The sequence below is a fragment of the Pseudoduganella violacea genome (genome assembly GCF_014191875.1).
Classification (GTDB): Bacteria; Pseudomonadota; Gammaproteobacteria; order Burkholderiales; family Burkholderiaceae_D; genus Rugamonas; species Rugamonas violacea_A.
The window spans coordinates 78614-97955 of record NZ_JACHXD010000002.1 but is presented as its reverse complement, the minus strand read 5'-3'; the positions used below and the strand labels follow the sequence as shown (position 1 = coordinate 97955).

Here is a 19342-nt window from a genome sequence, read left to right as displayed (position 1 = left end):
ATTATAATTCGCTGCGCGGTTTTCGCAGCAAATACATGTAAAAAACAATGTCAGAAGCAAGCAATAAGTCCCCATCCCGTCCTGCGCCAGCCGAAAAGGGCGCGTCGCAGGCCGTTACCCCGTCCGCCCGCCAGCCCGGCGCCCGCCCACAGCGCGCGTCCGCGCCGGAAAACGCTTTCCGCAATCCGATGCCGCCGATTAGCTTCCCCGAAGAGCTGCCGGTGTCCGGCCGCCGCGAGGAAATCGCGCAGGCGCTGCGCAAGTACCAGGTGGTGATCGTGTCCGGCGAAACGGGTTCGGGCAAGACCACCCAGCTGCCGAAAATCTGCCTGGAACTGGGACGCGGCCAGAAAGGCCTGATCGGCCACACCCAGCCGCGCCGTATCGCCGCCTCGTCCACCGCCAAGCGCATCGCCCAGGAACTGGGCACGCCGCTGGGCGAGAACGTCGGCTACAAGGTGCGCTTCAACGACACCCTGAGCAAGGGCGCGTCCGTCAAGCTGATGACCGACGGCATCCTGCTGGCCGAAACCCAGACCGACCCGCTGCTCAAGGCCTACGACACCCTCATCATCGACGAGGCGCACGAACGCAGCCTGAACATCGACTTCCTGCTCGGCTACCTGAAGCAGTTGCTGCCGCGCCGTCCGGACCTGAAGATCATCATCACCTCGGCCACCATCGACGCCGAGCGCTTCGCGCGCCACTTCGGCATGGAGGGCAAGCCGCCGGTGCCGGTGATCGAAGTGTCGGGCCGCCTGTACGCGGTGGAAGTGCGCTACCGTCCGGTGGAACGCGACCCCGTGGCCCTGCCCGGCGCCGACAGCGGCAAGCCGCCGTCGAAAGCGGCCGCCGCGCGCGACAAGCGCGACCTGATGGACGCCGTGGTCGATGGCGTGGACGAGGTGTGCCGCATCGGTTCCGGCGACGTGCTGGTCTTCCTGCCCGGCGAGCGCGAAATCCGCGACGCCGCCGAAGCGCTGCGCAAGCACCATCCGCCGCATGTGGAAATCCTGCCCCTGTTCGCCCGCCTCTCGGTGGAAGAGCAGGACCGCGTCTTCCGCACCACCAATGCGCGCCGCATCGTGCTGGCCACCAACGTGGCCGAGACTTCGCTGACCGTGCCCGGCATCCGCTACGTGGTCGATGCCGGCCTGGCGCGCGTCAAGCGCTACAGCTACCGCAACAAGGTCGAGCAGTTGCAGATCGAGCCGGTGGCGCAATCGGCCGCCAACCAGCGCGCCGGCCGTTGCGGTCGTGTCGCCGACGGCGTGTGCATCCGCCTGTACGACGAGCAGGACTACCTGCAGCGCCCCAAATTCACCGATCCGGAAATCCTGCGCTCCTCGCTCGCTTCCGTCATCCTGCGCATGAAGTCCCTGCATCTGACCGATGTCGAGACCTTCCCCTTCATCGAGCCGCCGCTGGCGCGCGCGATCGCCGACGGCTACCAGCTGCTGCAGGAACTGGGCGCGGTGGACGAGAACAACCGCCTGACGCCGCTGGGCCGCAAGCTGGCCAAGCTGCCGCTCGATCCGCGCGTGGGCCGCATGATCCTGGCCGCGCAGGAAAACGCCTGCCTGACCGAGGTGCTGATCGTGGCCGCCGCGCTGTCGGTGCAAGACCCGCGCGACCGCCCCATCGAGCACCAGCAGGCGGCCGACGAGGCGCACAAGAAATTCGCCGACGAGAAATCCGAATTCCTCAGCTACCTGAAAATCTGGCGCTGGTTCGAGCAAGCCATCGAGCACAAGAAAACCAACCGCCAATTGCAGGACAATTGCCGCAGTCAGTTCCTGTCCCAGCTGCGCCTGCGCGAATGGCGCGACGTGCACTCGCAATTGCTCACCATCGTCAAGGAGCAGGGCTGGCGCATGAACGAGGCGCCCGCGACCTACGAACAACTGCACCTGGCCCTGTTGACCGGCCTGCTCGGCAATCTCGGCTTCAAGCAGGACGACGAGCCGGGCGCCGGCTACCTTGGCGCGCGTGGCATCAAGTTCCACGTCTGGCCCGGCTCCTCGCTGTCGAAAAAGCCCGGCAAGTGGATCGTCGCCGCCGAACTGGTGGAAACCACGCGCCTGTATGCGCGCTGCGTGGCCCAGATCCAGCCCGAGTGGGTGGAAAAGATCGGCGGCCATTTGCTGAAAAAATCCTGGGGCGAGCCGCGCTGGGAAAAACGTCCGGCCCAGGTGACGGCGGCCGAAAAAGCCACGCTGTACGGCCTGACCGTGTACAGCCAGCGCCGCATCAACTACGGCTTGCGCAATCCGGTGGAAGCGCGCGAAATCTTCATCCGCGACGCCCTGGTGGGCGGCGACTTCGATACCCGCGCGCCGTTCTTCGTCCACAACCACAAGCTGGTCAAGGAAATCGAGAACCTCGAACACAAGTCGCGCCGCCAGGACGTGCTGGTGGACGACCAGCTGATCGAAGCCTTCTACGACAAGCTGATTCCGGCCGATGTGGTGAATGGCGCCGGTTTCGAGAAATGGCACAAGGACGCCACGGCCGGCGACCCGAAACTGCTGTTCCTGAACCGCGACGACTTGATGCGCCATGAGGCGGCAGGCGTGACCACGGAACTGTTCCCGAAAAAGATGATGGAGACGGGCCTGGAAATGCAGCTCAGCTACCACTTCGAACCGGGCAGCCTGCGCGATGGCGTGACCCTGACCGTGCCGCTGTACGCGTTGAACCAGTTGCCGCGCGAGCGTTGCGAGTGGCTGGTGCCGGGCATGCTCAAGGAAAAAGTCCATCTGCTGTTGAAATCCCTGCCGCAGAAGCAGCGCCGCCATATGGTGCCGCTGCCCGATTACGCCGCCAAGTTCTGCGAACGGGTGCAGGACGCCAACGCCTTCGGCCGCGGCGATCTGGTCGACGCCATCATCGCCGACATCCGCGCCCAGATCACGATCAATGTGCTGAGTACCGACTTCAAGCCGGAGCAGCTGCCCGCCCACCACTTCATGAACTTCAAGGTGGTGGACGAGCATGGCCGCCAGCTCGACATGGGCCGCAACCTGGCTACCCTGCAAGCCGAATACGGCAGCCAGGCGCGCCAGAGCTTCCAGAAGATGGCCGAAGCCACACCGGCGCAACTGGCGCAGCTGACCGGCGGCGCGGCTCCGGCATCGGCCGCCGCGCCGACGCCAGGCAAGGCGCATGGCGGCATCACCGCGGGACAGCGCGACAAGGCCGCGCCGTCGAGCGCTCCCGCGTCCTCGCCGGCAGCGTCGTCGGCCCACAGCAACATCACCGGCTGGAGCTTCGGCGAACTGCCCGAGCTGCTGGAAATCACCCAAGGCAAGCTGAGCTTGATCGGCTTCCCGGCGCTGGTGGACAAAGGCACGCACTGCGATCTGGAAGTGTTCGACGACCCGAACGTGGCCGCGCGTACCCACCGCGTCGGTTTGCGCCGCCTGTTCGCCCTGCAGATGAAGGACCAGATCAAGTTCGTCGAAAAGAGCATCCCCAATCTGCAGCAGATGGGCATGCAGTTCATGGCCATGGGCACGCAGGAAGAGCTGCGCGACCAGATCATCGCCAAGGCGCTCGACATCGCCTGCCTGCAGGACCCGCTGCCGGCTGATGAAGCGAGCTTCCTCAAGCGCAAGGACGAAGGCAAATCGCGCCTGGTGCTGCTGGTGAACGAGATTGCGCGCCTGGTCTCGCAAGTGTTGACCGAATTCCACGGCCTGCCCAAGCGCCTGCAAGGCCTGAACCCGCAAGCCGCGCAGGATATGCAAGGCCAGTTGCAAGGCCTGGTGCACAAGCGCTTCCTGCAGGACAGCGATTTCAGCCAGCTGGCCCACTTCCCACGCTATCTGAAGGCGATGAATGTGCGCATCGAAAAGCTGCGCGCCGATCCCGCGCGCGACGCCAAGGCCATGTCCGAGTGGCAGCAAGCCGCCGCCCCGTATCTGCGCGTGGCGCGCGACAAATCGGCCGGCAAGAACACCGACCCGAAGATGGCCGAATACCGCTGGCTGTTGGAAGAGTTGCGCGTCTCCCTGTTCGCGCAAGAGCTGCGCACACCGATGCCCGTTTCCGTCAAACGCCTCGCCAAAGTGTGGGAATCGATGCAGCGCTAAATAGCTGAGCCCGTGTCCACCTTGGGAACTCGGCGTCCCCGTCAGACCCCAATCGGACACAGGCTCGGCTGTGCAGCGCTTACGGTTTAGTAGTTGCGACCGGTTTTGTCGCCGCTCAGATTGCCGGATTCGCTGCCCACGCTGCTGCCTTGGCTATAGCCGCTGCCGCTTTGCAGGCTGCTCGTGCTCTGGCCCATCACGCTGCCGCTGGACGTGCGCTGCCCGGGCAGTGCTTCCTGGGTGCCGTAGAAGCTATGCACTTGGCTGCTGAATTCGGAGCTGGCCATATCGGGCCAGCGGTCTTTGTCGAAGCCCGGCGCGTTGCGCAGCTGCTCCTTGCTGACGTCGAGCAGGAAGCGTTTGTTCACAGTGTCGAGCTGCAGGCTTTGCCACGGCACGGCGAACAGCTTGTCGCCCATGCCCAGCCAGCCGCCGAAGGACAGCACGGCGTAGGCGATCTGGCCGGTCTGCATGTCGAGCATGATTTCCTTGATGTCGCCCAGGTCTTCTTCCTGGCGGTTGTACACGTCTTCGCCGACCAGCGTGTCGGCGCCCATCAGGCGCGGGCCTGGGCCTTGTTCATCGCGGTCGCGGTAAATCCCAAATGGATCTCGGTCTAGATAGCTCATCTGCTTCTCCTTGAATCGGATGGAAGTCCGTCCGGGTGGACGGCTGAAAATCAGCATAGTCCAAATTATTTTTGCGTGTACTTGACCGGATTCAATGGTGTGCCAGCGCACCGATGCGTCAGCACGGCAGGCGTAGACTGCGTACATTAGGGATTCGTGCGGGAGGACTTTGTGGCAAAGCTGACGGCGGGAACGCGTCTGTTGCGTAGTCTGATGAAGGCAGGGAAGGCCCAGCAGCGCGCGGCGGACAAGATGGTGAAGTCGGTATTGAAAGCATCGGCCAAGGCCGTCAAGACGGCCGAGGCGGCAGCAAAGACGGCGCCCAAGCGCAGCAAGGCGGTCGCGCAAGCGGGAACGCCGAAGCGCCATCCCGGCGCTGCCGTGCATGCCATTCCTGGCCTGGCGGCCGCGCCTTTGCCGCTACGTGCCGAACCGGTCGCACCGGGCAGGTGGCTGACCGCCTACCATCCGATTCCCGCCCAGGCCGGGCTGCCGCCGCGGCGCATGAGCTACTGGCTGTACCTGCCGCACCGCGCGCCGCCCGATGCGCGCCTGCCGCTGCTGGTGATGCTGCATGGCTGCCACCAGACCGCAACGCAGTTCGCGCAGGGCACGCGCATGAATTGGCTGGCAGAGCAGAAGGGCTACGCGGTGCTGTATCCGCAGCAGTTGCTCAGTTCCCACTCGCAGCGCTGCTGGAAATGGTATGACAAGGCCACGCAGGAAGGCGGCGGCGATACCGCGCTGCTGGCCGATATCGTGGAGCGGATAGTGGCGCAGCATCCCATTGACCGTCGCCGCGTTTATGTCTGCGGCATCTCGGCTGGTGCTGGCATGGCGAATATCCTGGCGCTCAACCATCCCGAATTGTTCGCGGCGGTGGGCCTGCATTCCGGTCCCGTGTTTGGCGGCGGCCATAGCCGGATCGGCGCGCTGGGCGTGATGCAGCATGGCGCGGGACCGCGCGGCGAGCTGGCGATCCGCGAGCTTCTGGCGCGCCGTCCGGCGTTTCCGCGCATGCCCGCCATCCTGATCCAGGGCGAGGGCGACAATGTGGTGCGGCCGGTGAACCAGCAGCAGCTGGTGCAGCAAAGCCTGCTGCTGAATGGCTTGCCGCTGCAGACGCCCGTCAAAACGGTGTTGAAGGCAGGACGAGGCAATCGCCACAATGCCCACCGCATCCAGGATTTCTACGTGGGCCGCAAGCTGCTGCTGCGCGTGGCCAGCGTTGATGCGCTGGACCATGCCTGGAGCGGCGGCGACGCCAGCCTCGCCTTCAACGCCGCCGCCGGGCCGGACGCCAGCAAGATGATGCTGGACTTCTTCGGCCGCCACCGGCGCGACTAGTCTCCTACAAAAAGCGCTTACAGGAAGAAGGCGGCCGCCGCCACGACGGTCGGCGCCAGTGCGCCCAGCAGCAGGCCGATGGCGCTGATCGATTCATCGCGGAAGCCGCGCCGCAGCAGGGCCACGCCGGCCGGATTGGGCGCGTTGGCGATCACCGTCAGACCGCCGCCCGCCACCGCGCCCGCCACCAGCATGTATTGCGCCTGCGGCGCCATGCCTTCGATCAGCGAACCGAGATAGGTGAGGGCGGCATTGTCGGTGATGGCGGTCAGGCCGAGCGCGCCGAAGAACAGCGCCACCGGCTGCAGTTGCGAGACGATGGGTTGCAGCCACCATTGCTGCATGCCGCCCAGGACCACGAGGCCGGCCAGGAAGAAGCCGACCAGCAAGCCTTCCTTCAGGATCAGCGGGCTTTGGTAGCGCTGGTAAGCCTGGGTGAAGCCGAGGAAGAACAGGAAGATGCCGAGGAAGAGCACGGGATGGTGGGCCAGCAGCACCACGGCGGCGAGCACGCCCAGATGCAGCAGGCAGACTGGCAGCGGCACCGGTTCCGGCTTGCTCAGCGCATCCGGTTGGTCGCCGGCGGCGCGCAGGTGTTTGCTCAGCATGAAGGTGACGACGCTGGCGTTGAGCAGCACGGCCAGCGCGGCCTTCCAGCCGAATTGGGACGCCATGAAGGCGCTGTCCCACTGCCAGGTCGCGGCCACCATCAGGACCGGCGGCGCGGCATAGGAGGTCAGCGTGCCGCCGATCGAGACATTGACGAAGAGGACGCCCAGCGCGCCGTATTTCAGCCACTCGGGCACGCCGGCGCGGAACACCTGCGGCGCCAGCATCAGCGCGGCCAGCGTCATGGCGGCCGGTTCGGTGATCAGGGAGCCGGCCAGCGGCACCAGGGCCAGTCCCAGCCAGACCAAGGCCACTTCGGTGCGCGCCGGGGCCAGACGGGCCAGGCCGCTCAACATGCGCTGCACGATGTCCAGCACCGGGCGCGAGGCCGCCACCACCATCACCACGAAGACGAACAGCGGCTCCGTGTACTGTCGCGTTTCGGCGTAGGCGATGGCGTTTTCGCCGCCGGCCACGAAGGCCATCAGCACGATCAGGATAAAGGCCCAGAAACCGAAGACCACCTCGACCTCGCCCAGCAGATGCAGCAGGCCCGCGTGGCGCGGATAGCGGTGCGAGAGTTTTTCGAAGGATTTGGCGCTGAAAGTGTGCAGCAAGGCCAGGGCAAACAGGATGGCGCCGATCAGTTGCATGGTTTTCAAGGGGGCGGTCCTTTAGGCGGGTAGCAATATTGATGATTCTATCAGGTGGTGCGCACGCTTCGTCCGCAAGTAAACCTTGCTAAAATCAGCGCCAGCTAGTACTGTGTATTTATACAGTATTTATCGCTTTTATCGACCATGGCCCGATCCGACCAATCTTCAGTGCCCGCGCCCGAGGAACTGCATCCCTCGTTGTGGCTGGCTTCGCAGCTGGCGCAGGCGGCCACGCGCTGCGTGGATACCGGCTACGCGGCCCTGTCGGCACAGTTGCCGGGCGGCGGCTGGCCGGCCGGGCAACTGATCGAGCTGCTGCTGCAACAGACGGGCATGGGCGAAATCCGCCTGCTGCATCCGGCCCTGGCCAGCCTGCAGCGGCCGGTGGTATTTCTGCAGCCGCCCCAGGTGCCGCAGACGCTGGGCCTGTCGGAGCTGGGGCTGCCGCCTTCGCAACTGATCTGGATACGCAGCAAGGGCGCCGACAGCCTGTGGGCCGCCGAGCAGATCCTGCGCAGCGGCTGCTGCGGCGCCTTGCTGTTGTGGCAAGCGCAGATACGCGGCGAAAACCTGCGCCGCCTGCATCTGGCGGCGCAAAGCGGGGACACGCTGTTTTGCCTGATGCGTCCGCTGGCCGCCGAACGCGAAGCCTCGCCCGCGCCGCTGCGCCTGTCCTTGCGCACGGCGGCCGGCGGCATCGATATCGGCTTTGTCAAGCGGCGCGGGCCGCGGCGCGACGCGCCCTTGTTCCTACCTTTATTACCGTCACTGCTACAACGCCATGCACCTCTGGATCGGCCTGCATCTACCCCGGCTCCCGCTCGAAGTATTCAGCCCGCGCTGGTCGGTTGATACCGGCATCGTCGTGCTGGAGCAGGAGGCCGTGCTGGCCGCCTCGCCGCTGGCGCGCGCGGCCGGCGTGCGCCCCGGCATGCGCCGCGCCGGCGCGCTGATGATGGCGCCCGAGGCCCAGCTTTACGAGCGCGCGCCCCTGCTGGAAGCCGAAGCGCTGCAAGCCGTCGCCATGGCCCTGCTGCAATTTACGCCCCAGGTGGCGCAAGGCGAGGAAGCGACCCTGCTGCTGGACGTGGGCGCCAGCCTGCGACTGTTTGGCGGCATCCGCAGCTTATGCCGCAAGCTGCGCCACAGCCTGCGCGCGCTCGGCTACAGCGCCCGTCTCAGCACCGCGCCCACCGCGCGCGGCGCCTGGCTGCTGGCGCGCAGCGGGGCCGGGCGCGCGCTGAAACTGTCCACGCTGGAACGTAAGTTGGACGGCCTGCCCGTGAGCCTGTTGCCGCCGCTGCGGCCCTATCTGAACTGGCTGGAAGGCATCGGTTGCCTGACCCTGGGCGAGCTGGGACGGCTGCCGCGTCCCGGCCTGCAACGCCGCTGCGGCGCCGCCGTGCTGGAGATGCAGGATGCCGCGCGCGGCGAACGTCCCGAAATGTTTGAATGGATTGCAGCCCCGGCCAGCTTCCGCGCCCGCCTCGAACTGTTCGATCGCATCGACGACGCGGCCTTGCTGCTGTCCGGCGCCTGCCGCCTGTTGCAGCAGTTGTGCGGCTGGCTGTGCGCGCGCCACTTTGCCGTCGAACGCATCCGCCTGTCGCTGGAACATGAACGGGGAAGAGTGGCACGGCCGCCGACCGTGATTGAAATCGCCCTGGCCGACCCCGTGTGGCGCGACGAGCATCCGCTGCGTCTGTTGAAAGAGCGGCTGGCCAAAACCCAGCTCGACGCCCACGTCATCGGCCTGACCCTGGAAGCGCCCGAAGTCAAACCGATGGCGCCGCTTAGCGACACCTTGTTTCCCGAACCAGGCGGCAGCAAGGAAGACCGTCAACGCCTGTTCGAACTGCTGGTAGCGCGGCTGGGGACGGAGAATGTGCTGCAACCCTCGCCGCGCGCCGACTACCGCCCCGAGCATGCCAACGCCTGGGTGCCGGTGCACGAAAAGCTGCGTTCCAGCCACGTGCAGGCGCAGATGCCGCCCCAGCGCCTGCCGCGTCCCGCCTGGTTGTTAGCCAAGCCGATCGAGCTGATCCTGCGCGAACATCGCCCGTATTACAGCTCCCCGCTGCGCATGGTCTCGCCCCCCGAACGCATCGAAGGCGGCTGGTGGAACGGCACCGAAGCGCGCGACTACTTCGTCGCCGAAGGCCAGGACCACGCCTACTACTGGATCTACCGCGAACGCCTGGGCGGCACCGCCACCCCGCGCTGGTACCTGCACGGCATGTTCGGCTAAGCCCACCAACGTTTGATCTGCATCAAACAATGTCCACCCTGGTGTCAGGCACCAAGGTCGGACATTTACTGATCTAGATCAAAGAATGTCCTACTCTGGTGCCTCGGCGGCCCCGCCTGACACCAGGGTGGGACATTGTTTGATTTGGCGCAAAGCTGAGGGAGCTTATTTGCGGGGTTGGAGGATGGCTTCGAGGCGGTCGGGCGTGCCTTCGATGCGTTCGAGACGCGGGTACTTGAGGCCGCCGTGGTAGTCGAGGCTGACGGTGCGGTAGTGGCTGCCGCGCTTGAGCAGCAGTTCGATCGGCTTGCTGTCGGTCTTGGCGGCGGTGACGGCTTTGCGCAGCACGTCGGGTTTGTAGCTGCGGCCATTGACGGCCAGCAGCACGGTGCCGCCGGCCAAGCCGGCTTTGAAGCCGACGCCATCCCATTGGATCGCTTCGATCTTGCCTTCGGCGCCCACCGAGAAGCCCAGCGAGTACTGGAAGTCGGCGCTGCGGCTGCGCTCTTCGACCATCTTCAGGAAGTCGGTCGGCTTCTCGCTGTAGGCGAGCTTCCAGCCGGCGCGCTTGAAGCCGTCCAGCGGCGCCGGGCCGTTTTCGTCGAGGCGGCTGCGCAGGAAGGGCGCCCAGTCGTAAGGCTGGATGGCGTTGAGCGTCTTGACCACGTCGTCGAACTGGTAGAAGTCGGCGAAGCGCTTGCCGTCGGCGATGCCGAAGAAGTCGCGCGCGAAGTTGTCGAGCGAGCGCTTGTCACCCGACAGTTCGCGGATCTTGGTGTCGACGTCGAGCCAGATCAGCGCACCCTCGGTGTAGTAGTCCTCGCTGCGCTGCCAGCTGTTCCAGCCTTGCGGACGGCGTGCGTTGACGATCGGGTCGTTGGTGGTGTCCTGCACCGGACGCCAGCTGCGGCCGGCCATATTGTCGTAGCGCGCGGCCATCGAAGCCAGCACGTCACGCACGTGGGCCAGCTTCACCAGGCCGGAACGCGAGGCCAGCACATTGCCCCAGTACTGGGTCTGACCTTCGTACACCCACAGCAGGTCGTTCTGCAGCGGCGTGTTGAAATTCGGGACGTCCTGGCCGGCGGGACGGCGGAATTTGCCGTTCCACGAGTGTGTGAATTCATGCGGCAGCAGGGCGCGTCCGGCTTCGCTCTTGGTCCAGTCGCTGAAGTAATCGAGCTTGACGCCGTTCTCGCTGGACTCGTGGTGCTCGCGTCCGACGCCGCCGAATTCCTCGCTCAGCGCGAGCAGGAAGTCGTAGTGGCGGTAGTGCTGGGAGTTGAACAGCTTGTAGGCCTGCTTGATCAGGTTGCGGTGCGCCTCGATCTGCTCAGGCTTGGTTTCCAGCGCCTCGGCATTGTCTGCCACCACGTTCAGGTGCACCGGCAGCTTGGCGCCCGGATCGAGGTCGAAGCGCTTGAAGTAGCGGCCCGCGAACAGCGGCGAGTCGATGAAGGTTTCCAGGTCGGTGGTCTTGAATACCAGGTCGTCGCCTTTGCGCTCGGCCAGTTCCAGCGCGCTGCCGTACTGCCAGTCCTTCGGCAAGGACAGCGTGGGCTGGATCGGAATGCGGCGCGTGAAATAGCCGGCCGGGTAGAGCGTCATCGATTGCCATTGCACGCCGAGGATGTCCTGGGTCATCGTGGTGCGGCCCTGGCTCGCATCGGTCGGCGACAGGTATTGATACTCGACTTCCAGCTGCGACGCGCCCTGCGGCACTTCCAGGTGGAAGGCATGCACATGGACGTTGTCGCGGCGCCATGCCACGTGCTTGCCGCCCGCCGTGATCTTCAGGCCGGCGAACTGGTTCAGCGCACCGCTCGGGCCATGGTTGGCCGGCACCCATTGCGGATACAGCAGCGTCAATTTACCCGGCGCGACGGGGATGCTTTGACGGACGCGGAAGATATTCTGCGCGGTGTCGGAAGCATCGACCTTCATCACGATGGTGCCGGGGTAGGCCTGGTCGATTGGGGTGGGGATGGGATCAGCCTGCGCCTGCAGAGCTGTCGCCAGCAGCGTGGCGAGCAGGGCGCGCTTGATGGAAGGAGAAATCATTTCATTCCTAAAGGAAATACAAGCGGCCGAGTGTAACATGCACCCCGCTTCGGAATGTTACAAAACGTAACGCTGAATTTTTCTATTTGACGCACTCTTGAAAACCCTGGACCGCATCCGTATATCGGAATCAGCGGTTGCCCAGATGGGGACCGCGGGACATATCGCTTAACTTTGAAAGGATATACATCATGCGCAACTTCGACCTGACTCCCCTGTATCGCAGCGCTATCGGTTTCGACCGCCTGGCCCAAATGCTGAACGACGCCCAGCGCACCGACTCGCAGCCCAGCTACCCGCCCTACAATATCGAACTGGTGACGGAAGACCAGTACCGGATCGTGATGGCGCTGGCCGGCTTCGACCGCAGCGAAATCGACATCACCACCGAGCGCGAATCGCTGCAAATCGTCGGCCGCAAACAGCGCGACGGCGTGGAGCGCACCTATCTGCACCGCGGCATCGCCGCCCGCGATTTCGAGCAGCGCTTCCAGCTGGCCAACCACGTGAAAGTCACCGGCGCCTCCTTCAAGGACGGCATGCTCACCATCGAACTGGTGCGCGAAATTCCGGAGGCGCTGAAACCGCGCAAAATCGCCATCGACGGCGTGAACGCCAACGTGGAAGTCCTGGAGCAACGCCAGGCAGCGTAAGGCTTAACAGCCCTTAGCAGCAAGCAAAGGCCGGACTTCCGGCCTTTCTGCGTTGCGTGCCGCCGTTTGGGCTTTAGCTGCGGGGTTTCTTGCGCTGGATGTTATTAAGCAGCGCCTAAGACTGATGGCCCATATTGGTAACATCTAAACTTCAATCACCAAGGAGTGCGGAAATGCGCAAAACTCTTCTCGGATCGATGACTACCAAACGACTGATTCTGGCCCTGACCGCCGCCGGCATCCTCGGCGCGGGCGCCGCCATTGCCGTACAACAGAACGCGGCGCACCAGGCGCCCGCGCCCGTGCCCGCCGTGAATGCCGCCGCCGGCGCTCCCGCCCCCGTGCCTGCGCCCATGATCGCGCTGCCGGACTTCAGCGTGATCGCTTCGCGCAACGGCCCGGCCGTGGTGAACATCAGCGTCACCGGCAGCACCAAGGCATCGTATGAGGGACGCGGCGAACCGTTCACCGACGACCCGTTCTTCGAATTCTTCCGCCGCTTCCAGGGTCCGCAGCAGCGCGGCCAGCGCGATGTGCCCAGCCATGGCGTCGGCTCCGGTTTCATCGTCAGCGCCGACGGCACCATTCTGACCAATGCCCACGTGGTGCGCGACGCGCGCGAGGTGACGGTCAAGCTGACCGACCGCCGCGAATTCCGCGCCAAGGTGCTTGGCTCCGATCCGAAAACCGATGTGGCCGTGCTGAAGATCGACGCGAAAAACCTGCCGGTGGTGCCGCTGGGCCGCTCCACCGAATTGAAAGTGGGCGAGTGGGTGCTGGCCATCGGTTCGCCGTTCGGCCTGGAAAGCACCGTGACCGCCGGCGTGGTCAGCGCCAAGGGCCGCTCGCTGCCGGACGACAGCAATGTGCCCTTCATCCAGACCGACGTGGCGATCAACCCCGGCAACTCGGGCGGTCCGCTGTTCAATACGCGCGGCGAGGTGGTCGGCATCAACTCGCAGATTTACAGCCAGAGCGGCGGCTACCAGGGTCTGTCCTTCGCCATTCCTATCGACGTGGCGAACAAGATCAAGGACCAGATTGTCGCCACCGGCAAGGTGGTGCACGCCAAACTGGGCGTGACCGTGCAGGAAGTGAACCAGAGCTTTGCCGATTCCTTCAATCTGGCGACGCCCGAAGGCGCGCTGGTGTCGAACGTGGAGTCGGGCAGCGCAGCCGAGAAAGCCGGCCTGAAAGCCGGTGACGTGATCCGCAAGATGAATGGCCAGAAGATCGTTTCTTCGGGCGACCTGCCGGCCATGGTGTCGCTGGCCGCGCCTGGCGACAAGATCAAACTGGAAGTCTGGCGTCAAGGCAAGGCGGTGGAACTGAACGGCGCATTGGGCAACGCTTCCGAGCGCAATAGCGTCGCCTCGCGCGAAAATGGCGACGATAGCGGCAAGCTGCGTCTGGGCCTGGCCCTGCGCCAGCTCGATCCGCTGGAGCGCCGTCAATCCGGCCTGCCTTCCGGTCTCTTGATCGAGGACGCGGGCGGCGCGGCGGCCAACGCCGGCGTGCAGCCGGGCGATGTGCTGCTGTCGGTGAATGGCCGGGCGGTAAACAGCATCGAACAGGTGCGCGATGTGGTGTCCAAATCGGACAAGTCGGTGGCGCTGCTGATTCAGCGCGGCGGCGACCGTATCTTCATCCCGGTGCGCCTGGGTTAAGATTGATGCCGGTAAGAGGCAGTATAAAAAAGAAAGGACAAAACAATGCGGCTTCTTCTGGTTGAAGACGATACGATGATCGGTGAGGTGGTGCTCGACCTGCTGCGCGCCGAGCACTACGCTGTGGACTGGGTCAAGGATGGCGATATGGCCGACACGGCCCTGCAAACCCAGACCTACGATCTGGTGCTGCTCGACCTGGGCCTGCCGCGCAAGGACGGCCTGGAAGTGCTGCGCTCCATGCGCGCGCGCAAGGAGCTGACCCCGGTGCTGGTGGCGACCGCGCGCGACGCGGTCGACCAGCGCATCGCCGGCCTGGATGCGGGCGCCGACGATTATGTGCTTAAGCCCTACGATCTGGACGAACTGTTGGCGCGCATCCGCGCCTTGTTGCGCCGCGCCGCTGGCCGCGCCGAGCCGGTGTTCGAGCACAAGGGCGTGTCGATCAATCCGCAGACGCGGGAAGTGATCGCCAACGGCCAGCCGGTCAGCTTGTCGGCGCGAGAGTGGGCCGTGCTGGAGGCGCTGATCGCGCGTCCCGGCATCGTGCTGTCGCGTGCCCAGCTGGAGGAAAAGCTGTACAGTTGGAAGGATGAGGTCAACAGCAATGCCGTGGAAGTGTATATCCACGGCCTGCGCAAAAAGCTGGGCAGCGAGCTGATTCAAAACGTGCGCGGCCTCGGCTATATGGTGCCCAAGCTATGAAGGGTGTGCCTCGGGTTTCGGTGACGCACTCGCTGCGTGGCCGTCTGCTGTGGTTCCTGTTGGCCGCCATCACCATGGCGGCCATCGCCCAGGCCATGATCGCCTACCGCAGCGCCCTAAACGACGCCGACCAGATCTTCGACTATCACATGCAGCAGATGGCGCTCTCGCTGCGTTCCAGCGCGCCGCTGGCGAATGCCGGTGCCCCGAGCGCCGATCCAGGCAACGATGAGATGGTGGTGCAGGTGTGGACGCCGGACGGCATCCAGGTCTTCCGCTCCATCTCGCGCGCCGAGCTGCCGCAGCGCGCCGTATTGGGTTTCTCGAATGTGCGCGCCAACGGCACGACTTACCGCGTGTTCTCGGTGCAGACCAGCAATCAGACGGTCCAGATCGCCCAGGATATGGCCGTGCGCAAGCGCATGGCGGGCAGCCTGGCCCTGCGCACCGTGGGGCCGATCGCCTTGATGGCGCCGGTGCTGATGCTGATTGTGTGGTGGGTGGTCAGCGGCTCGCTGGCGCCGGTGGCGCGCGTGCGCCGCCAGGTCGCGGCACGCCAGGCCGACGAGCTGTCACCCGTGTCCGAGGCCGATCTACCGGACGAGGTGCGGCCGCTGGTGCAGGAATTGAACCTGCTGTTCAGCCGCGTGCGCACCGCCTTCGACGCCCAGCAGCACTTTGTGGCCGATGCGGCGCACGAGCTGCGTTCGCCGCTGGCGGCTTTGAAACTGCAGGTGCTGAGCCTGGAGCGTGCGGAGGATGAAGCAGCGCGCAAGGTGGCGGTATCGCGCCTAAGCGCCGGCATCGAACGCGCCACTCGACTGGTGGAACAGTTGCTGGTCCTGGCGCGCCAGGAGGCGGCCGAAGCGAAGTTGCAGCCGGTCGAACTGGGTGAGCTGGCAAAACGCACCCTGGGCGATATGGCCGGCGCGGCGGCGCAGCGCAACATCGACCTGGGCCTGTTCCATGCCGATGAGGCCAGCGTTGCCGGTCAGTCCGATGCGCTGCTGATCATGCTGCGCAACTTGGTGGACAACGCCATCAAGTATACGCCGTCCGGCGGCACGGTGGACGTGGAAGTGCGCAAGAATGAGAAGAGCGTCACGCTGGCCGTGGACGACAGCGGTCCCGGTATTTCGCCGGAAGAGCGCGAACGCGTCTTCAGCCGTTTCTACCGCGTGCCGGGCAGCACGGCCAGCGGCAGCGGGCTGGGACTGGCCATCATCAAGGCCATCGCCGAACGCCATGGCGCCACCTTGACGCTGGAGCAGTCGCCGCGTCTGGGCGGCTTGCGCGTGAAAATCGACTTTCCCGAAGCCCGCAAAGCCGCCGCCAGCTAAAATATCGCTTTTGACAACGCGTCGGAGCGGCGAATGAAGAAAATCGGTTTTTCGGGCACCCTCGATCCGATCACCAACGGCCATATGTGGGTGATCGGCGAAGCCCGTTCCATTGCGGATGAAGTGGTGGTCTTCCTGTCCGAGAACTCGACCAAGCAGCCCAAGTTCTCGGCCGAGGAGCGCCGTGCCATCGTGCTGGAAAGCTGCCGGGAACGCGGCTGGGACGATGTGCAGGTGCAGATCGTGAAAAGCGATTACACGGCGCGCGTGGCGCGCAAGCACGGCGCCGAGTATCTGATCCGCGGCATCCGCACCACCGCCGATTTCGACTACGAGAATCTGATCCAGCAAACCAATGTGGAAGTGATCGGCGGCGCCAAGACCATCTTCGTGATGCCGCCGCGCGACCTGGGGTCGGTCAGCTCCAGCTTCGTCAAGGCGCTGGAAGGGCCGGTGGGCTGGAATTGGACCATGAAGAAATTCGTTCCCGGTCCCGCCTATCGCGCCTGGATTTTGAGCTGGCTGCGCAAGGAGTGGGACGGGCTGTGGCAGCGCTGCGCCGCCGATGCGGCGCGCCAGGCGCATATCGACCAGTGGTTCGAGCTCCTGACCGGCGTGGCGGCCTACGGCGGCGCCAATCGCCACTACCACAACCTCGATCATCTGGTGCATGGCCTGGCCGAAATCCGCGCCTGGAACGCCAATGTGCAGCCGGCACGCGCCGATGCCGACGCGGTGCGCGCGGCCTTCTGGTTCCATGACGCCGTCTATGAACACGAGGCGGGAAGCACCGTCTCGAACGAGGAGGCGAGCGCCCAGCTGTGGCTGGGCAGCGGCCTGGCCGGCGATGCGGCGATGGCCGATACGGTGGCGCTGCTGATACGCGCCACCGACCATTTCCAGGGCGCGTCCATCAGCCATCCGCTGAAGGACACCATGCTCAGCGCCGATCTGGCCATCCTGGGCCAGGACGATGAGGTGTACCGCAGCTATGCGCGCGGCATCCGCGCCGAATACGCCCATGTGGAAGAAGACCATTACCGCAGCCAGCGCGGACAAGTGCTAGCCTACCTGCGCGGCAAGGCGGAGACGGGCAGCCTGTTCGGCGACGCCTATTTCGCCGAGCAGTACAGCGAGCAGGCCATCGCCAATATGAACGGCGAGCTGGCCTGGCTGCAGGGCTGATGCCATTCAGGGCGCCAGCGGCAACGTGAGTTCCAGGCGCAGAGTGGTGCGGCTGCTGGCAACGCTGTCGCGCCTGTCGCTCAGTGCCGCGCTGCTGTAGCGTTCCGTTTCGCGCCGGTCGGGATGCAGCAGATTGACCGCCGCGATGCGCAGCTGGGTTTTGCCGTCCAATTTCCACAGGATGTAGACATCGAGCGTGTGCCGGATATCGCCGCTGCGGCTTAGCTCAGCGCTCAGGCGCGAGTTGCCGGCCTTTTGCAGATTCAGGCTGGCGCCCAGGCTCAGCGCCGCGCTGGGCCGGTAGTCCACGCCCACGTTCGCCGTCAGCGGCGTTTGCGCGGCCAGATGGTTGTCCGGGCCGGGCAGCGCATCCAGGCGCGACCAGTTGCGCGCCGCGTTCAGGCGCAGATCCAGCGGCGGCGCGGCCGGGAACAGCTCGCGCAGCGGCAGACGGGTGTCGAATTCGATGCCGTGCGTGCGCGCCTTGCCGCCATTGAAGGGTTCCGAAATCCAGTTGCCGTTTTCCAGATAGAGGCGGCGCAGCGTCACGCCATCGATGCGGCGCGCATAGGCCGACAGGCTGAAGACGCCCTTGCCGCCGCCGAAATAGCTTTCGTAGGCGATGTCAGCGCCTTTCGCCAGTTCCGGCGCCAATTGCGGATTGCCCTGCACATCGGGCGTGGTGGGGCTGTTGCCGCTGTTGACGGTGGCGCGGCGCGGCACGATGTCGCGCGTGGGCGGCGCCTTGTAGCTGCGCGAGAAGCCCAGGCGCAGCTGGTCCTTGCCATCGCCTGGCAGCTTCCAGACCGTTTGCGCGACAGGACTCCAGACCGAGGTTCGATGGCGCGCGCCAAAGCCATCGACCCGCGTCTGCAATCCTTCCCAGCGCACGCCGCCATACAACTGCCAGCCGCTGGCGACCTCCCATTCGTCCTGCGCGTACAGCGCCATGCGCCGTATGCTGGCCTGGTATTGCTGGTCAAGCCAGCTTTGCGCCGCGCCTTGCAGGGGGCCGTCCGTTTGCAGGCGCGCGTCCTGGCGCCGGGTATGCGCGGCGTCCCAGCCGATGGCCAGGCTATGGTCGCGGGCCAGACGGCTGGCGAATTTGCCGCCGCTGCTGGCATTGTCCTCATAAACCCAGCCGCGCACGGCGCGCAGCAGGCCGGGAGCGGCGGCGGTGGCTTCGCCGCGGAACAGGAAGTCGCTGTTGTAGTGGTCGCGCCCGAGGCCGAACTTGAGCAGCAGGCTGGTATCGCTGCCGAGGTTCAAGGTCCATGCCAGGTCGGACTTCAGGCTGTTGCTGCGGCCGAAAGCTTGCCATCGGCTGTCCGGATAGCTGCCGCCGGAACCGGAGAACACCGTGGTCCGCGCTTCGCCGCCCATGCGCCGCCGCGAAAAATTCAGCAGGCTTTGCCAGCTCAAGCTGCTGTTATCAAGCTTCCAGTTCAGGCGCGGCGCGAGACTGAATCGATGGAGATCGAAATGGTCCTCGGCCAGCCGCCGCCGGTGCGCGCCGATGCCGCCGTCCTCCGTGATGCGCTGCTCGCTGGCGTTGTACTCATGGCCGGCGCTGCGCGACACCGTGGCTGCCAGCGAATACGAGAAGCGCCCCATCTGATCGGCGCCTTGCAGGGTGACCGATGGATTCCAGAAAGCGCCGCTGCGTTCAAGGCTGGATGTCAGCTCGCTCTGGCGTTCGCTGACGCGGCGCTTGAGGATGACGTTCAGCGTGCCGGCCACACCCTGCGCGCCGTATTCTGCCGAACCGCCGCGCAGCAGTTCCACGCGTTCGATCAGTTCCGGCGCGATGGAGTCGATGCTGAAACCTTGCGGCATCGGATCGCCGTTGACCAGTACCTGGGTATAGCCGGCGCCCAATCCGCGCATCCGCACTTCACCATTCACCACGGAGATGCCGGGCTGGCGCTTCAGAGCCTCGCTCAGATTGCCGTCGCCGAATTGCAGCAGCTCGCTGCGGCCGATCAGCAGTTTGGATTGGGTTTCGCTCTGGCGCTGCGCCAGTTCAAGCGGCGCGGCAATGCGCACCTGCTGCAGCGGTTCATCGGCGGCGCGCGCGGGCGGCAGACAGCAGGCCAAGGCGGTGGAAAGCAGAGTCAGGGTAGGGCGCATGGGTAGACCGGAAGTGGT

Annotated in this window: 13 protein-coding genes; 9 read left to right on the top strand and 4 right to left on the bottom strand. The window is 65.2% G+C overall.

Features of this window, described 5'->3' with window-relative positions; genetic code table 11:
* Positions 1-47: 47 nt before the first annotated feature.
* Complete coding sequence (gene hrpA, locus FHS03_RS03525; RefSeq protein WP_183439655.1) at positions 48-4094, top strand: ATP-dependent RNA helicase HrpA; 4047 nt, start codon at positions 48-50, stop codon at positions 4092-4094.
* Between the two features lie 86 nt (positions 4095-4180).
* Here the strand turns inward: hrpA and FHS03_RS03520 are convergent, their stop codons facing one another.
* Positions 4181-4723 carry a PRC-barrel domain-containing protein gene (locus FHS03_RS03520; RefSeq protein ID WP_183439654.1) on the bottom strand — a complete coding sequence of 181 codons (543 nt, stop codon included), beginning with the start codon at positions 4721-4723 and terminating at the stop codon, positions 4181-4183.
* A gap of 171 nt (positions 4724-4894) precedes the next feature.
* Between FHS03_RS03520 and FHS03_RS03515 the strand changes: the two genes are divergently transcribed.
* A complete protein-coding gene (locus FHS03_RS03515) occupies positions 4895-6070 on the top strand; it encodes an extracellular catalytic domain type 1 short-chain-length polyhydroxyalkanoate depolymerase (protein WP_371871579.1) in 1176 nt (391 codons plus the stop codon).
* Positions 6071-6087: 17 nt separating this feature from the next.
* On the opposite strand, the gene FHS03_RS03510 is transcribed toward FHS03_RS03515, so the two are convergent.
* Positions 6088-7341, bottom strand: a complete 1254-nt coding sequence (locus FHS03_RS03510) for a putative Na+/H+ antiporter (protein WP_183439653.1) — start codon at positions 7339-7341, stop codon at positions 6088-6090.
* A gap of 138 nt (positions 7342-7479) precedes the next feature.
* On the opposite strand from FHS03_RS03510, the gene imuA reads away from it, so the two are divergent.
* Positions 7480-8187: a translesion DNA synthesis-associated protein ImuA gene (imuA, locus tag FHS03_RS03505; RefSeq protein ID WP_183439652.1), complete on the top strand. Its 708-nt coding sequence runs from the start codon at positions 7480-7482 to the stop codon at positions 8185-8187.
* The gene (locus FHS03_RS03500) at positions 8117-9583 is read left to right on the top strand and encodes a Y-family DNA polymerase (protein ID WP_183439651.1); all 1467 of its coding nucleotides are present in this window, start codon (positions 8117-8119) and stop codon (positions 9581-9583) included. Before imuA ends, FHS03_RS03500 begins: the two co-directional genes overlap by 71 nt.
* 165 nt (positions 9584-9748) lie before the next feature.
* Here FHS03_RS03500 and FHS03_RS03495 read toward each other — a convergent pair whose 3' ends face one another.
* Positions 9749-11644: a M61 family metallopeptidase gene (locus tag FHS03_RS03495; protein WP_183439650.1), complete on the bottom strand. Its 1896-nt coding sequence runs from the start codon at positions 11642-11644 to the stop codon at positions 9749-9751.
* Between the two features lie 191 nt (positions 11645-11835).
* Here FHS03_RS03495 and FHS03_RS03490 point away from each other — a divergent pair, with 191 nt between their 5' ends.
* From FHS03_RS03490 to coaD, 5 genes are all read left to right on the top strand, one after another.
* Positions 11836-12297 carry an Hsp20 family protein gene (locus FHS03_RS03490; protein WP_183439649.1) on the top strand — a complete coding sequence of 154 codons (462 nt, stop codon included), beginning with the start codon at positions 11836-11838 and terminating at the stop codon, positions 12295-12297.
* A gap of 197 nt (positions 12298-12494) precedes the next feature.
* Positions 12495-13964, top strand: coding sequence for a DegQ family serine endoprotease (locus FHS03_RS03485; RefSeq protein WP_229426052.1), 1470 nt, complete (start codon positions 12495-12497; stop codon positions 13962-13964).
* A 45-nt stretch (positions 13965-14009) separates the two neighbouring features.
* The gene (locus FHS03_RS03480) at positions 14010-14669 is read left to right on the top strand and encodes a response regulator (RefSeq protein ID WP_183439647.1); all 660 of its coding nucleotides are present in this window, start codon (positions 14010-14012) and stop codon (positions 14667-14669) included.
* On the top strand, positions 14666-16009 hold the full coding sequence (locus tag FHS03_RS03475) for an ATP-binding protein (RefSeq protein WP_183439646.1): 1344 nt from the start codon (positions 14666-14668) through the stop codon (positions 16007-16009). The genes FHS03_RS03480 and FHS03_RS03475 overlap by 4 nt, the downstream gene beginning before the upstream one ends.
* 33 nt (positions 16010-16042) lie before the next feature.
* A complete protein-coding gene (coaD, locus tag FHS03_RS03470) occupies positions 16043-17194 on the top strand; it encodes a pantetheine-phosphate adenylyltransferase (RefSeq protein ID WP_183439645.1) in 1152 nt (383 codons plus the stop codon).
* Between the two features lie 6 nt (positions 17195-17200).
* Here coaD and FHS03_RS03465 read toward each other — a convergent pair whose 3' ends face one another.
* Positions 17201-19324: a TonB-dependent receptor plug domain-containing protein gene (locus FHS03_RS03465; protein WP_183439644.1), complete on the bottom strand. Its 2124-nt coding sequence runs from the start codon at positions 19322-19324 to the stop codon at positions 17201-17203.
* Positions 19325-19342: the final 18 nt, after the last annotated feature.